This window comes from Rhizobium sp. HT1-10, assembly GCF_049472505.1.
Taxonomy (GTDB): Bacteria; Pseudomonadota; Alphaproteobacteria; order Rhizobiales; family Rhizobiaceae; genus Rhizobium.
Genome location: NZ_JBCEBQ010000001.1, coordinates 847,659 through 862,904 on the forward strand (window position 1 = coordinate 847,659; position 15,246 = coordinate 862,904).

General features: G+C 60.8%; 13 protein-coding genes. All 13 read left to right on the plus strand.

Annotated features, from left to right (window positions below; translation table 11 throughout):
• Nucleotides 1-302 precede the first annotated feature (302 nt).
• The 13 genes from nuoG to proS all read left to right on the plus strand — a co-directional run bounded on the left by nuoG (nucleotide 303) and on the right by proS (nucleotide 15,239).
• The gene (gene nuoG, locus VH564_RS04260; protein ID WP_423338543.1) at nucleotides 303-2,381 is read left to right on the plus strand and encodes an NADH-quinone oxidoreductase subunit NuoG; all 2,079 of its coding nucleotides are present in this window, start codon (nucleotides 303-305) and stop codon (nucleotides 2,379-2,381) included.
• A gap of 12 nt (nucleotides 2,382-2,393) precedes the next feature.
• The gene (gene nuoH / locus VH564_RS04265; RefSeq protein ID WP_423338544.1) at nucleotides 2,394-3,437 is read left to right on the plus strand and encodes an NADH-quinone oxidoreductase subunit NuoH; all 1,044 of its coding nucleotides are present in this window, start codon (nucleotides 2,394-2,396) and stop codon (nucleotides 3,435-3,437) included.
• 39 nt (nucleotides 3,438-3,476) lie between these two features.
• Entirely contained in the window at nucleotides 3,477-3,968 is a 492-nt protein-coding gene (nuoI, locus tag VH564_RS04270) for an NADH-quinone oxidoreductase subunit NuoI (protein WP_423338545.1), read from the plus strand.
• Nucleotides 3,969-4,121: 153 nt separating this feature from the next.
• Complete coding sequence (locus VH564_RS04275; RefSeq protein WP_423338546.1) at nucleotides 4,122-4,736, plus strand: NADH-quinone oxidoreductase subunit J; 615 nt, start codon at nucleotides 4,122-4,124, stop codon at nucleotides 4,734-4,736.
• 30 nt (nucleotides 4,737-4,766) lie between these two features.
• On the plus strand, nucleotides 4,767-5,075 hold the full coding sequence (gene nuoK, locus VH564_RS04280; protein ID WP_004122490.1) for an NADH-quinone oxidoreductase subunit NuoK: 309 nt from the start codon (nucleotides 4,767-4,769) through the stop codon (nucleotides 5,073-5,075).
• 7 nt (nucleotides 5,076-5,082) lie between these two features.
• On the plus strand, nucleotides 5,083-7,068 hold the full coding sequence (gene nuoL / locus VH564_RS04285; RefSeq protein WP_423338547.1) for an NADH-quinone oxidoreductase subunit L: 1,986 nt from the start codon (nucleotides 5,083-5,085) through the stop codon (nucleotides 7,066-7,068).
• Nucleotides 7,068-8,576: an NADH-quinone oxidoreductase subunit M gene (locus tag VH564_RS04290; RefSeq protein WP_423338548.1), complete on the plus strand. Its 1,509-nt coding sequence runs from the start codon at nucleotides 7,068-7,070 to the stop codon at nucleotides 8,574-8,576. Before nuoL ends, VH564_RS04290 begins: the two co-directional genes overlap by 1 nt.
• Nucleotides 8,577-8,593: 17 nt before the next feature.
• Complete coding sequence (nuoN, locus tag VH564_RS04295) at nucleotides 8,594-10,033, plus strand: NADH-quinone oxidoreductase subunit NuoN (RefSeq protein ID WP_423338549.1); 1,440 nt, start codon at nucleotides 8,594-8,596, stop codon at nucleotides 10,031-10,033.
• A complete protein-coding gene (locus tag VH564_RS04300; RefSeq protein WP_423338550.1) occupies nucleotides 10,030-10,794 on the plus strand; it encodes a biotin--[acetyl-CoA-carboxylase] ligase in 765 nt (254 codons plus the stop codon). Before nuoN ends, VH564_RS04300 begins: the two co-directional genes overlap by 4 nt.
• A 16-nt stretch (nucleotides 10,795-10,810) precedes the next feature.
• Nucleotides 10,811-12,481 carry a ribonuclease J gene (locus VH564_RS04305; RefSeq protein WP_423338551.1) on the plus strand — a complete coding sequence of 557 codons (1,671 nt, stop codon included), beginning with the start codon at nucleotides 10,811-10,813 and terminating at the stop codon, nucleotides 12,479-12,481.
• Between the two features lie 22 nt (nucleotides 12,482-12,503).
• Nucleotides 12,504-12,908, plus strand: a complete 405-nt coding sequence (gene mce / locus VH564_RS04310) for a methylmalonyl-CoA epimerase (protein ID WP_423338552.1) — start codon at nucleotides 12,504-12,506, stop codon at nucleotides 12,906-12,908.
• Nucleotides 12,909-13,025: 117 nt separating this feature from the next.
• On the plus strand, nucleotides 13,026-13,301 hold the full coding sequence (locus tag VH564_RS04315) for a DUF1467 family protein (protein ID WP_423338553.1): 276 nt from the start codon (nucleotides 13,026-13,028) through the stop codon (nucleotides 13,299-13,301).
• A gap of 615 nt (nucleotides 13,302-13,916) precedes the next feature.
• Nucleotides 13,917-15,239: a proline--tRNA ligase gene (proS, locus tag VH564_RS04320; RefSeq protein WP_423338554.1), complete on the plus strand. Its 1,323-nt coding sequence runs from the start codon at nucleotides 13,917-13,919 to the stop codon at nucleotides 15,237-15,239.
• Nucleotides 15,240-15,246 lie beyond the last annotated feature (7 nt).

Here is a 15,246-nt window from a genome sequence, read left to right on the forward strand (position 1 = left end):
AGGTCGCCGGCAAGCAGCCGCCGGCTCGTTGCGGATGCGATGAAACGGCGCGATGCCGTTCGAAAGACGATCGACGGTTGACCAGAGCGGCCGCCGGGAGAATGAAAGAAGCAGTTGATTGTGGACGGTGTCCGATGATTCGCTGCTTGGCGCGGGGGGCCGCAAAGGGGTGGTGCTCCGTGTGAAATACCAGGCAATTGCATCGCTAGCCGGCCTCGGGTCGGTCGTCGGCGAGGGTGTTGCGGTCATGAATTTGTTGCAGCCGGGTCCGGCGGCAGATGCGAAACAGGACTGAGTGGACGATGGCAAAACTGAAGATTGACGGCAAAGAGATCGAAGTCCCGGATCACTACACGCTCATCCAGGCGTGCGAGGAAGCCGGCGCCGAAGTTCCGCGCTTCTGCTTCCACGAACGCCTGTCGGTCGCCGGCAACTGCCGCATGTGCCTGATCGAGGTGAAGGGCGGACCGCCCAAGCCGCAGGCGTCCTGCGCCATGGGCGTGCGCGACATCCGCGGCGGCCCGAACGGCGAGCTGCCGGAAATCTTCACCAACACGCCGATGGTCAAGAAGGCCCGCGAAGGCGTGATGGAATTCCTGCTTATCAATCACCCGCTGGATTGCCCGATCTGCGACCAGGGCGGCGAATGCGACCTGCAGGACCAGGCCATGGCCTTCGGCATCGACTCCTCGCGCTATCGCGAAGACAAGCGTGCCGTCGAGGACAAGTATATCGGCCCGTTGGTCAAGACGGTGATGAACCGCTGCATCCACTGCACGCGCTGCGTCCGCTTCACGACGGAAGTCGGCGGTATTTCCGAGCTCGGCCTGATCGGCCGTGGCGAGGATGCCGAGATCACCACCTATCTCGAGCAGGCGATGACATCGGAGCTTCAGGGCAACGTCGTTGATCTCTGCCCGGTCGGCGCGCTGACCTCCAAGCCATTCGCCTTCACCGCCCGTCCTTGGGAACTCAACAAGACCGAATCGATTGACGTGATGGATGCGCTGGGCTCGGCGATCCGCGTCGATACGCGCGGCCGCGAAGTCATGCGCATCCTGCCGCGCACCAACGACGCCATCAACGAAGAGTGGATCTCCGACAAGAGCCGCTACATCTGGGACGGCCTCAAGACCCAGCGTCTCGACAAGCCCTATGTCCGCCGCGACGGTCGTCTGCAGGTCGCCACCTGGCCGGAAGCCTTTTCCGCCATCAAGTCGGCGGTCGCTGCCACGTCCGGCAGCAAGATCGGCGCCATCGCCGGCGATCTCGCCTCTGTCGAGGAAATGTACGCGCTGTCGGAACTGATGAAGTCGCTCGGCTCTGAAAATCTCGACTGTCGGCAGGATGGGGCGGCATTCGATCCGTCGCTCGGCCGCGCCAGCTATCTGTTCAACCCGACCATCGAGGGCATCGAGCAGGCCGACGCGCTGCTGATCGTCGGCGCCAACCCGCGCTACGAGGCAGCCGTCCTGAACGCCCGCATCCGCAAGCGCTGGCGTCGCGGCAAGTTCCCGATCGGTGTGATCGGGGAGGGCGGCGAGATGCGCTATAGCTACGATTATCTGGGCGCTGGCCCTGACACGCTTCTGGACGTGGTGAACGGCGGTCACGCATTCGCCGACGTCCTGAAGAATGCGGAGCGGCCGATGATTATCGTCGGAGCCGGCGCATTCATTCGTGAGGATGCGGCCGACGTCATTGCCAACGTCGCCAAGCTTGCTGCCAATGTCGGCGCTGTCGCCGAAGGCTGGAACGGCCTTGCCGTCCTGCACACGGTCGCCTCCCGCGTCGGCGGCCTCGATCTCGACTTCGTGCCGGGTTCCAAGGGCGTCAATGCGGCTGCGATGCTGACGGCGATGGACGTGCTCTTTCTCCTCGGCGCGGACGAGATGGATTTTTCCAGCAAGACCGCGTTCACCGTCTATATCGGCTCGCATGGCGACAACGGCGCCCACAAGGCGGACGTCATCCTGCCAGGCGCGACCTATACCGAGAAGTCGGGAATCTGGGTCAACACTGAAGGCCGGGTCCAGATGGGCAACCGCGCCGGCTTCGCGCCGGGTGATGCGCGCGAAGACTGGGCAATCCTCAGGGCGCTCTCCGATGTGCTCGGCCACAAGCTGCCGTTTGATTCGCTGAGCCAATTGCGGGCGAAACTCTATGCTGCATTCCCGCATTTCGCCGCCATCGATGAGATCGCCACGGCCGACAGTGCCAGAATTGTCGCTTTGTCGAAGAAAGCCGGGAAGATGGGCAAATCCGCGTTTGCGTCGCCGATCAAAGACTTCTATTTGACGAACCCGATAGCGCGTGCTTCCGCTGTTATGGCGGAGTGCTCGGCATTGGCCCGCAACAATTTCCAGGCTGCGGCAGAGTAAGGGTAGGGGACGATGGATTCATTCTTCATGGCCTACGTCTGGCCGACGATCATCATGGCTGCCCAGTCGCTCTTGCTGCTGGTCTGCCTGCTGGTGTTCATCGCCTTCATCCTGCTTGCCGACCGCAAGATCTGGGCAGCAGTGCAGCTGCGGCGCGGCCCCAACGTCGTCGGTCCCTTCGGCCTGTTCCAGTCCTTCGCCGACCTCTTGAAGTTCATGTTCAAGGAGCCGCTCATTCCGGCCGGTGCCAACAAGGGCGTCTTCCTGCTGGCGCCGCTGGTCTCGGTGACGCTGGCGCTGATGACATGGGCGGTCATTCCGCTGGCCGATGGTTGGGTCATCGCCAACATCAATGTCGGCGTGCTCTACATCCTGGCAATCTCCTCGCTCGAGGTCTACGCCATCATCATGGCGGGCTGGGGCTCGAACTCGAAATATCCCTTCCTCGGCGCGCTGCGCTCGGCCGCCCAGATGGTGTCCTACGAAGTCTCCATCGGCCTTGTCATCGTGACCGTGTTGCTCTGCGTCGGCTCGCTGAACCTGTCCGACATCGTGCTCGCCCAGAAGGCCGGTCTCGGCACCAAGGTCGGCCTGCCGAGCTCGTTCCTCGACTGGCACTGGCTGTCGCTGTTCCCGATGTTCATCATCTTCTTCATCTCGGCGCTGGCGGAAACCAACCGTCCGCCCTTCGACCTTCCGGAAGCGGAATCGGAGCTCGTCGCCGGCTACATGGTCGAGTACGGCTCGTCGATGTACATGATGTTCATGCTCGGCGAATATTGCGCCATCGTCATGATGTGCTCGCTGACGACCATCCTGTTCCTCGGCGGATGGCTGCCGCCGGTCGACGTCTGGTTCCTCAACTGGGTTCCCGGGATCATCTGGTTCCTGATCAAGTCCTGCATGGTGTTTTTCATGATCGCCATGGTCAAGGCCTTCGTACCGCGCTACCGCTACGACCAGCTCATGCGCCTCGGCTGGAAGGTATTCCTGCCGCTGTCGCTCGCCATGGTCGTCATCGTTGCATTCGTGCTGAAGCTGACGGGGTGGGCATGATCATGTCGCTCGCAGCTTCACGCAGATTTGGAGTTTAAAATGGCCGGATTGTCCAACGCCATCGGCTCGCTGTTTCTGAAGGAATTCGCCGGCGCCTTCCTGCTGACGATGCGCTATTTCTTCAAGCAGAAGGCGACGATCAACTATCCTTTCGAAAAGGGACCCGTCAGCCCGCGCTTTCGTGGCGAGCACGCGTTGCGCCGCTATCCGAACGGCGAGGAACGTTGCATCGCCTGCAAGCTGTGCGAAGCCATCTGTCCGGCCCAGGCGATCACCATCGAAGCCGGCCCGCGCCGCAACGACGGTACCCGCCGCACGGTGCGTTATGACATTGACATGGTGAAGTGCATTTATTGTGGCTTCTGCCAGGAAGCCTGCCCGGTCGACGCCATCGTCGAAGGGCCAAATTTCGAATTCGCAACGGAAACCCGCGAAGAGCTTTATTTCGACAAGCAGCGGCTTCTGGAAAACGGCGACCGCTGGGAGCGCGAAATCGCTCGCAACATCGCAATCGACTCGCCCTATCGCTGAGCCGTTGCGCCCAAATATGCTGTGACGGCCGACGGAAACCTCCGCCATCGCCATGGTTCAAGATAGACCGGGGCTTCGCGCCAACCATGCGAAGCCGGATCGGGCCGGGAGAAACCTCCCGAAGGCCCGTGGGAAGATGAAAAAGGCACCAACATGGGTCTGCAGGCTCTATTTTTCTATCTGTTCGCCTTTATCGCGGTAGCGTCGGCGTTCATGGTCATTTCGGCGCGGAACCCGGTTCACTCGGTCCTGTTCCTCATCCTGACGTTCTTCAACGCTGCAGGTCTGTTCCTGCTTTTGGGCGCCGAGTTCCTGGCGATGATCCTGCTGGTCGTTTATGTCGGGGCCGTGGCGGTTCTGTTCCTTTTCGTCGTCATGATGCTCGACGTAGACTTTGCCGAGCTGCGCTCCGGATTGCTGAGCTACGCCCCCATCGGTGCGATCATCGGTATCATTCTCGCGGCCGAACTGATCGTCGTCATCGGCGGTAGCGTCATTTCGCCGGAGATCGCCAAGACTGTCGCCATGCCGATCCCCGATCTCGCCAGCCGCACCAATACGGCGGCACTCGGCGATGTGCTCTATACCAATTACGTCTTCTTCTTCGAGATCGCCGGCCTCGTGCTGCTGGTCTCGATGATCGGCGCCATCGTGCTGACGCTCCGCCATCGGGTGAATATCAAGCGCCAGGATATTTCCAAACAGGTTGCCCGCACGCCGGCGACTGCCGTCGAGGTGGTCACCGTCAAGCCCGGGCAGGGCATCTGAGCTGAGACGCGGGGATAAAGGAACAACACTATGGTCATCGGTCTTTCCCACTACCTGACGGTCAGCGCCATCCTCTTTGTGCTCGGCGTCTTCGGCATCTTCCTGAACCGCAAGAACGTCATCATCATCCTGATGTCGATCGAGCTGATCCTGCTCGCGGTCAACATCAACATGGTTGCCTTCTCTTCCTTCCTGAACGACATCGTAGGCCAGGTCTTCGCGCTGTTCATCCTGACGGTCGCCGCCGCCGAAGCTGCCATCGGCCTTGCAATTCTGGTTGTCTTCTACCGAAACCGCGGCTCCATCGCCGTGGAAGACGTCAATGTGATGAAGGGCTGATCGCGCTATGTTGTTGTATAAGGCTATCGTCTTTCTTCCCCTGATCGGTGCGTTGCTCGTCGGCTATTTCGGCCGCCAGATGGGCGCGCGGGCGTCTGAATACCTGACTTCAGGCCTGATGGTGATCGTCGCCGTACTGTCCTGGATCGTCTTCTTCCAGGTGGCGCTCGGCACGCAGGAGACTGTTGTCGTCGATCTGTTCCGCTGGATGCAGTCCGGCCGCTTCGACGTTTCCTGGCAGCTGCGCATCGACACGCTGACGGCGGTCATGTTCGTCGTCGTCAACACCGTCTCGACCCTCGTGCACATCTACTCGATCGGCTACATGCACGACGATCCCAATCGTCCGCGTTTCTTTGCCTATCTGTCGCTGTTCACCTTCATGATGCTCATGCTGGTGACTGCCAACAACCTGCTGCAGCTGTTCTTCGGCTGGGAAGGCGTCGGCCTGGCATCGTACCTGCTGATCGGCTTCTGGTTCCAGAAGCCGTCGGCCAACGCCGCCGCCATCAAGGCCTTCGTCGTCAACCGCATCGGCGACTTCGGCTTCCTGCTCGGCATCGCCGGCATTTTCGTGCTGTTCGGTTCGGTCAGCTTCGACGTCATCTTCTCGAACGCCCAGTCCTTCGCCTCCAACAGCCGCGCCGATGACGTCGTCCTCAGCTTCGTTGGAATGCACCTCAACCACAGCAACGCCCTGACCGCCGTCTGCCTGCTGCTGTTCATGGGTGCCATGGGCAAGTCGGCGCAGTTCCTGCTGCACACCTGGCTGCCTGACGCCATGGAAGGCCCGACACCGGTATCCGCGCTGATCCACGCCGCAACCATGGTCACCGCCGGCGTCTTCCTCGTCGCCCGCATGTCGCCGTTGTTCGAACTCTCGCCTAACGCCCTGATCGTTGTCACCACCATCGGTGCCATTACCGCATTCTTCGCGGCCACCGTCGGACTCGTCCAGAACGACATCAAGCGCGTCATCGCCTATTCGACCTGTTCGCAGCTCGGCTACATGTTCGTGGCGCTCGGCGTCGGCGCCTATGGCCCGGCGATCTTCCACCTCTTCACCCACGCCTTCTTCAAGGCGCTGCTGTTCCTCTGCGCCGGCTCTGTCATCCACTCGGTCGGTGGCGAACAGGACATGCGCAAGATGGGCGGCCTGCGTCCGCACATCCAGAAGACCTTCTGGATGATGATCGTCGGCACGCTGGCAATCACCGGCTTCGGCATTCCCTTCACGTCGATCGGTTTTGCCGGCTTCTTCTCCAAGGATGCGATCATCGAGGCCTCCTTCGCCTCGGCGAGCCCGGTCGCAGGCTTTGCCTTCACGCTGCTGGTCATCGCCGCGCTGTTCACCAGCTTCTATTCCTGGCGGCTGATCTTCCTCACCTTCTTCGGCAAGCCCCGCGCCTCGCATGAGGTCATGCACCATGTGCATGAATCGCCGAACGTCATGCTGGTGCCGCTATATGTGCTGGGGCTCGGCGCACTTGCCGCCGGTTTCCTGTTCCACACCGAGTTCGTCGGTGAAGGCTTTGAGCATTTCTGGAAGGGTGCCCTGTTCATGGCACCGTCCAACCATATTCTGGAAGAGATGGAGCACCTGCCTGTTTGGGTCGAGCTCAGCCCGTTCATTGCCATGGTCATCGGATTCGTGATTGCCTGGTACATGTACATCAAGTCGCCAGAGACCCCGAAGGCGCTGGCGCGCCAGCAGCGCGTGCTCTACGAATTCCTGCTCAACAAGTGGTACTTCGACGAACTCTACGACTTCCTGTTCGTGCGCTCGTCCAAGGCGTTTGGCCGCTTCCTTTGGCACGGCGTCGATGAGGGCACGATCGATCGGTTCGGCCCGAACGGTGTCGCTGCCCGCGTCGTTGACCTTGCCAACCAGGTCGTCCGCCTGCAGACCGGCTACCTCTATCACTACGCCTTCGCGATGCTGCTCGGCGTCGCAGCCCTCGTTACCTGGATGATGCTCGGGAGTTCTATCTGATGACCGATTGGCCAATTCTTTCCACGGTCATTTTCCTGCCGCTGGTCGGCTGCCTGCTGCTGTTGTTCATGCGTGACGACACCGCTGCCGGCCGCCAGAACATCATGATCATCTCGCTGGTGACGACGCTCGTCACCTTCCTGGTGTCGATCTTCGTCTGGGTCGGCTTCGACAACGGCAATGCCGGCTTCCAGATGGTCGAGAAATACTCCTGGCTCGCCCGCGGAATCTCCTACCATGTCGGCGTCGACGGCATCTCCATGCTGTTCATCGTGCTGTCGACCTTCCTCATGCCATTCGGCGTGTTGACCTCCTGGAACGCGATCACCTATCGCGTCCGCGACTACATGATCGCCTTCCTGGTTCTAGAGACCGTCATTCTCGGCGTTTTCGCGTCGCTCGATATCGTGCTGTTCTACGTCTTCTTCGAAGCCAGCCTGATCCCGATGTTCCTGATCATCGGCGTCTGGGGCGGACCGCGGCGCATCTATGCCTCGTTCAAGTTCTTCCTCTACACGCTGCTCGGCTCGATCTTCATGCTTGTCGCGATCATCGTGGTCTATAACGAGGTCGGCTCGACAGCGATCCCGGACATCCTCGCCCATCAGTATTCGGTGAAGATGCAGTATTGGCTGTGGCTCGCCTTCTTCGTCTCCTTCGCCGTGAAGGTGCCGATGTGGCCGTTCCACACCTGGCTGCCCGACGCCCACGTCGAAGCACCGACCGCAGGCTCGGTCGACCTTGCGGCGCTGCTCTTGAAGTTCGGTGGCTACGGCTTCCTGCGCTTCTCGTTGCCGATGTTCCCCGATGCTTCCGCCTACTTCGCGCCGATGATGATGGTGCTTTCGGTCATCGCCATCATCTACGCCTCCTACGTCGCGCTGATGCAGACCGACATCAAGAAGATGATCGCCTATTCGTCCGTCGCCCACATGGGCTACGTCACCATGGGCATCTTCGCCGTCAACCAGCAGGGCATCCACGGCGCGCTGTTCCAGATGTTGTCGCACGGTCTGATCTCGGGCGCGCTGTTCCTCTGCGTCGGCGTCATCTACGAGCGCATGCACACCCGCGAGATCACCGCCTATGGCGGCATCGTCAGCACTATGCCGAAATACGCAGTGGCCTTCATGTTCTTCACCATGGCCAATGTCGGTCTGCCCGGCACGTCCGGCTTCGTCGGCGAGCTGCTGACCACGATCGGCGTCTTCCGCATCAGCACCTGGACGGCTTTCTTTGCCGCTACCGGCGTTATCCTGTCGGCTGCCTACATGCTCTGGCTCTATCGCCGAATGATCTTCGGTGCGGTCACCAACCCGAAGATCAAGGACCTTCTCGACATCTCGATCCGGGAAAAGTTCATCGTCTATCCGATGATCCTGGTGACGCTGTTCTTCGGGATCTATCCGCAGCCTGTCTTCGACGTATCCGCTGCGTCTGTCGACTTGCTGATACATAATTACAATGCTGCGCTGCACGTCACGCCGCTTGCCCCACAGCCGAAGTAAGAACGGGACGTATGGACATGATCGCGGAAACAATTTCAGCTAGTCTCTATCTCTCCGTCCCGGAGATCATCCTGGCCGTCGGTGCACTGGTGCTGTTGATGGTCGGCGTCTTCTCAGGCGACCGCTCGGGGCGGCTGGTCACGGGCCTCGCCATCCTGGTGCTGCTGGCAGCGGCGCTCTGGATCCTGTTCGTCCAGGGCACGGGCTCGGCCTATGGCGGTGCCTATATCGCCGATGGCTATGCGCGCTTCATGAAGATCACGGCGCTTGTGGGTGCCGGTGTCGCCATGTTCATGGTCATGGGCGAGGGCGGTGACGAGCAGCTCGATCGTTTCGAATATCCGGTCCTGTTGTTGCTGGCGACGCTCGGCATCATCCTGATGATCTCGGCACATGACTTGATCTCGCTTTACCTGTCGCTGGAACTGCAGTCGCTGGCTCTTTACGTCGTCTGCGCCATCAACCGCGACAGCCTGCGCTCGACGGAAGCCGGCCTCAAGTACTTCGTTCTCGGCGCCCTGTCGTCCGGCATGCTGCTCTACGGCATGTCGCTGGTCTACGGCTTCACGGGCCACACCACCTTCGACGGCATTGCCACGGCGCTCGCCGGCGGCCGGTCGCTCGGCCTGGTGTTCGGCCTCGTCTTCGTCATCGCCGGTCTCGCCTTCAAGATCTCCGCCGTTCCGTTCCACATGTGGACGCCCGATGTTTACGAGGGCGCTCCGACGGCGGTCACCGCCTTCCTGTCCGGCGCCCCGAAGGTTGCCGCCATGGCACTGCTCGTGCGCATCACCACCACGGCCTTCCAGCCCGTCATCGGCGACTGGCAGCAGATCATCATCTTCGTGGCCATCGCCTCGATGCTGCTCGGCTCCTTTGCCGCCGTCGGCCAGCCCAACATCAAGCGTCTGATGGCCTATTCCTCGATTGCCAACATGGGCTATGCGCTGGTTGGTCTTGCCGCAGCGAATGCGCACGGCGTGTCGAGCGTGATGATGTACATGCTGATCTATATGGTCATGACGCTCGGCGCCTTTGCCTGCATCATGGCGATGCGCTTGAAGGACGGCACGCGTGTCGAAAAGGTCAGCGATCTCGCCGGCCTGTCGGTCACCAATCCATTCATGGCCTTTGTCCTCACCATCCAGATGTTCTCCATGGCCGGCATTCCGCCGATGGCAGGCTTCTTCGCCAAGTACTTCGTCTTCACCGCAGCCGTCGAAGCCAAGCTCTATGCCCTGTCCGTCATCGGCCTGATGGCATCGGTCGTCGGCGCTTATTACTATCTGCGCGTCGTTCGCGTCATGTGGTTCGACAAGGCGACCGTCGAGTTTGCGCGGGTTCCGGGCACGCTGCGCATCGTCTTCGGCGCCTCCTGCATCTTCGTGCTTGCCTATGCCTTCTTCGGCGGCATGCTCGGCACGGCTGCTGACGTCGCGGCCACGACCCTGTTTTGACAGCGGCGGAAACAGGGAGCCGGCGGGAGATCGACTACCGGCACGTGGCGCTGGGCGAGACGACCTCGACCAACAGCGAATGCCTGGCGCTGGCCCGCGCCGGCGATAGCGGCAACGTTTGGGTCACCGCAGCACGGCAGACGGGCGGGCGCGGCCGTCGAGGTCGGGCATGGGCTTCCGAACCCGGCAATCTCTATTGCTCGCTTCTGCTGATCGACCTCGCACCCATCGAGCGTATCGGTTCGCTGCCTTTGGCCGTTGCCGTCGCAGTCCAGGAAGCGGTGCGTGCTGTACTCCCGGCGGGCTCGAACCCGGTCGAGGTCAAATGGCCGAACGACGTGCTGATCGGACGCAGGAAGACCAGCGGCATCCTGATCGAGGGCGAGGCTCTTCCCGATGGCCGCTATGCGCTCGTCATCGGTATCGGCATAAATGTTGCAGTGATGCCCGACAACCCGCTATACCCGGTGACTTCATTGCGGAAGGAGGGCGCTGGCGTTTCTCCCGAAGAACTGTTCGCGCATCTTTATGCTGCGATGTCTGGCGTGTTGAAAGAATGGAATACAGGCCACGGCGTGGCGGAAACGGTGGCGCGCTGGCGAAAGGTTGCCTGCGGCATCGGCGAAAAGATAACCGTGAACCTGCCGGATCGTTCGATTTACGGACAATTCGCGGGGATAGATGATAGTGGCTTGCTCAAGCTCGATACCGGCGATGGCCGGCTGATGACGATCGCCGCAGGCGACGTCTTTTTCGGATAATGGATTAAAGAACAGTATGGCTAATCAAGACGAACTGGTGTTCCTGCCGCTTGGCGGCGTTGGCGAGATCGGCATGAATCTCGCACTCTACGGCTACGGGCCGAAGGACCATCGGCAATGGATCATGGTCGATTGCGGCGTGACCTTCCCCGGACCAGACCTACCAGGCGTGGATCTGGTACTCCCGGACATCCGCTTTCTTGCCAAGGAGCGCAAGAACCTCAAGGGCATCATCATCACCCACGCCCATGAGGACCACTATGGCGCCCTGAACGATCTTTGGCCCGGCCTGAACGTGCCCGTCTACGCCTCCGGCTTCACAGCCGGCCTGCTGGAAGCCAAGCGCAACTACGAGCGCAACACCATGGGCCAGATCCCGATCACCCCGTTCAAGGCCGGCGACCGCGTCAATATCGGCCCGTTCGAAGTGGAAGCCATCGGCGTCAACCACTCCATTCCCGAGCCGATGTCGCTGGTCATCCGCACGCCGCTCGGCAATGTCGTCCATACAGGCGACTGGAAGATCGACCATGAGCCGTCGCTCGGACCATTCACCGACGAAGCCCGTTTCCGCCAGGTCGGCGACGAGGGCGTCCTGGCGCTGCTCTGCGATTCCACCAATGCCATGCGCGACGGCGTCTCGCCGTCGGAAAAGTCGGTCTCCGAAAGCCTCGGCAAGATCATCGAAGCGGCCGAGGGTCGGGTGGCGATCACCACCTTTTCCTCGAATGTCGGCCGTATCCGCACCGTGGCCCAGGCTGCGGAAGCCGCCGGCCGCGAAATCCTCTTGCTCGGTTCGTCGCTGAAGCGCGTGGTCGAAGTTGCTCGCGACAACGGCCTGATGGAAGGCATCAAGCCGTTCATCGCTGAAGACGAATACGGCTACATTCCGCGCGACAAGGTCGTCATCATCCTGACCGGCAGCCAGGGAGAGCAGCGTGCGGCACTGGCAAAGCTCTCGCGTGACGAAATGCGCAACGTCGCGCTGTCGTCCGGCGATATTGTCGTCTTCTCCTCGCGCGCCATTCCCGGCAACGAGAAGGCCATCGGCGATATCAAGAACGGCCTGATCGAGCAGGGCATCCAGATCATCACCGACAGCGATACGCTCGTGCATGTCTCCGGCCATCCGCGCCGCAACGAGCTGCAGCAGATGTACCAGTGGGTTCGCCCGCAGGTGCTGGTGCCGGTGCACGGCGAAGCCGCCCACCTGGTGGCGCAGAAGCTGCTCGGCGAGCAGTCGGGCATTCCCTTCGTACCGAAGGTGCGCAACGGCGACATCCTGCGCCTGGCGCCCGGTCCGGTCGAAGTCATCGGCGAAGCGCCGCATGGCCGTATCTTCAAGGACGGCACGCTGATCGGTGATTACGATGAAATGGGCATCGGCGACCGCAAGAAGCTGTCTTTCGTCGGCCACGTCACCATCAATGTGCTGCTCGACAGCAAGCTGGACATCGTCGGCGATCCCGATCTCGTCGCCATCGGCCTGCCGCAATACGACATCGAAGGCGAGGAGATGGAAGACACGCTGTTCGACGCCGTCGTCAGCGCCATCGAAAGCATTCCGCGCGCACGCCGCAAGGACCTTGCCATGCTGCAGGAGGCCGTGCGTCGGGCGGTTCGTTCGACCGCCAACGCGGTCTGGGGAAAGAAGCCCGTCGTCACGGTCTTCATGAACAAGATCTGACACTATCGAAACGGAGGCAGCCATGCTCGGACGGGTCAATCACATTGCGATCGCCGTCCCGGACCTGGCTGCCGCCGTGGCACTCTATCGCGACACGCTGGGTGCCATTGTCTCGCCACCGCAGGTTCTTCCGGAGCACGGCGTCACCGTCGTCTTCATCGAGCTTCCCAACACGAAGATCGAACTGCTGGAACCTCTGGACGCGGCCTCGCCCATTGCCGCCTTTCTCGCCAAGAATCCATCAGGCGGCATGCACCACATCTGCTATGAGGTCGCTGATATCATGGCCGCCCGCGACCGTCTGTTGTCGACAGGGGCCCGACTGCTTGGCGACGGTACACCCAAGACCGGCGCCCACGGCAAGCCGGTACTCTTCCTGCACCCCAAGGACTTCCTCGGAACGTTGATCGAACTCGAGCAGATCTGACCGCAAGGCGCGCCTCAGCGCTTGGCGGATCAGCTATTCTAGTCCTATAATCGGGGCGGGAGAGCGTGCAGTCCGGCTTCGATCATCGCGGGCTGCGTCAATGGTGAGGAGCGCAGCATGATCCAACCTGTACTGTCGGCGATGGCCGTTTATTTCGTTGTGTGGTGGATCACCTTGTTCGCCATACTGCCCATCGGCTTGCGGACCCAGGAAGAAGACAACCATGTGGTCCTGGGAACGGTGGCGAGCGCGCCGACCAAATTTCGTGCCGCGCGGGTGGTTGTGCTGACGACGCTCACCTCGGGCATCCTCTACGGGACCTGGTACATCTGTTCGACCTATCTCGGCATCAGCGTCGACGCCATACCCCAGATTGTCCCGCGCTTCGACTGACGTCCGAGCTACTCTGCACAACCCCGCGCGTCATTTCGACGTCTCGCGGGGTCGATGCTGCACCAATATGTCATACGCTCGTCACGCTCGGCCGTCATAGAGCGATACAACCTAAGCCCTGTGCCACCTGCAATGCCGAGAGACGGTTGAAACTGGTTAATGCCGAAGGGCGCCAGAACGCCAAAAAAAAACAAGGCCAGAAGCCTTGTTTTCAAAGTATCGCGTGATCCGTAACCGTTACCGGGGCTGCGACTGAGCGCGCCTAAGATCTAATCCTCCCAAGACTTGACCGCGAAAACGACAGGAATTTAGTCATCCTGCCTCTTTTGTGAGCCGAAACTAGCCCAAGGATCGGGCTTTGTCATCTGTTTTTTTGTATTTCTGACACAGTCACGCAATTTATTTCTGTTGACAAGCTCCGGGTTTAGCGTGCCATCACGCGGCATTTTGGCGCAGCATGATGAAAGGTGGGGAGGGGCGTTTATCTGCGCCTTGGGCACCCCTAACTGCGGCAAATGCGGGTTTCATTCCGGCCTCGAAGCAGATATGAACGCCTCCAGCGTTAACTTTCTCGCGATTCCGCCACAAGGAGTCGTGCAACCTCTGGAATCAGCGATGCGACTGTCCCGATACTTCATGCCGATCCTCAAGGAAAACCCCAAGGAAGCGGAAATCGTCTCGCACAGGTTGATGCTGCGCGCCGGCATGATCCGCCAGCAGAGTCAGGGGATCTACTCCTGGCTGCCCCTCGGCAAGCGCGTCCTCGACAAGGTCAACAACATCATCCGCGAGGAGCAGAACCGCTCCGGCGCCATCGAGCTGTCGATGCCGACCCTGCAGTCGGCCGAACTCTGGCAGGAGAGCGGGCGTTACGAGGCCTATGGCAAGGAGATGCTCCGCATCAAGGACCGTCAGGACCGCCCGATGCTTTACGGTCCCACCAATGAAGAGATGATCACCGACATCTTCCGTTCGTCGATCAAGTCCTACAAGGACCTGCCGCTCAATCTTTACCACATCCAGCTCAAGTTTCGCGACGAAATCCGTCCGCGCTTCGGCACCATGCGCTCGCGCGAGTTCATGATGAAGGATGCCTATTCCTTCGACCTGACGAAGGAGGGGGCCGAGCACTCTTACAAGAAGATGTTCGCCGCCTATCTGCGCACCTTCGACCGACTGGGCCTGCGCGCCATACCGATGCGCGCCGACACCGGACCGATCGGCGGCGACCTCAGCCACGAGTTCATCATCCTGGCGGAAACCGGTGAATCGGAAGTCTTCAGCCACCGCGACTTCGTCAAGTTCGACATTCCGGTCGAAGACACCGACTTCGACGACGTCGCCGGCGTCAATGCGATCTTCGAGAAGTGGACATCGGTCTATGCTGCGACGTCGGAGATGCACGACGAGGCGGCCTTCGACGCCATACCCGATAGCGAGCGCCTATCGGCGCGCGGCATCGAGGTCGGCCATATCTTCTATTTCGGCACGAAATACTCCGAGCCGATGAACGCCAAGGTGCAGGGCCCTGACGGCAAGGAACACTTGGTCCACATGGGTTCCTACGGCATCGGCCCGACACGTCTGGTCCCCGCCATCATCGAAGCCTCGCACGATGAGAACGGCATCATCTGGCCCGCCTCGGTTTCGCCATTCGATGCCATCATCATCAACATGAAGGCAGGTGACGAAGCCTGTGATTCTGCCTGCGAAAAGCTTTATTCGACGCTTACGAAGGCCGGCAAGGACATCCTCCTGGATGACCGAGACGATCGCGCCGGCACGAAATTTGCGACAGCCGACCTCATCGGCGTGCCTTTGCAAATCATCGTTGGTCCGCGGTCGGTGGCGTCCGGCGAGGTCGAAGTGAAGGATCGCAAGAGCGGCGCGCGCGAGACGATGACAATGGAAGCCGCCATCAACCGGTTGGTTGGCTGAGCGAAGG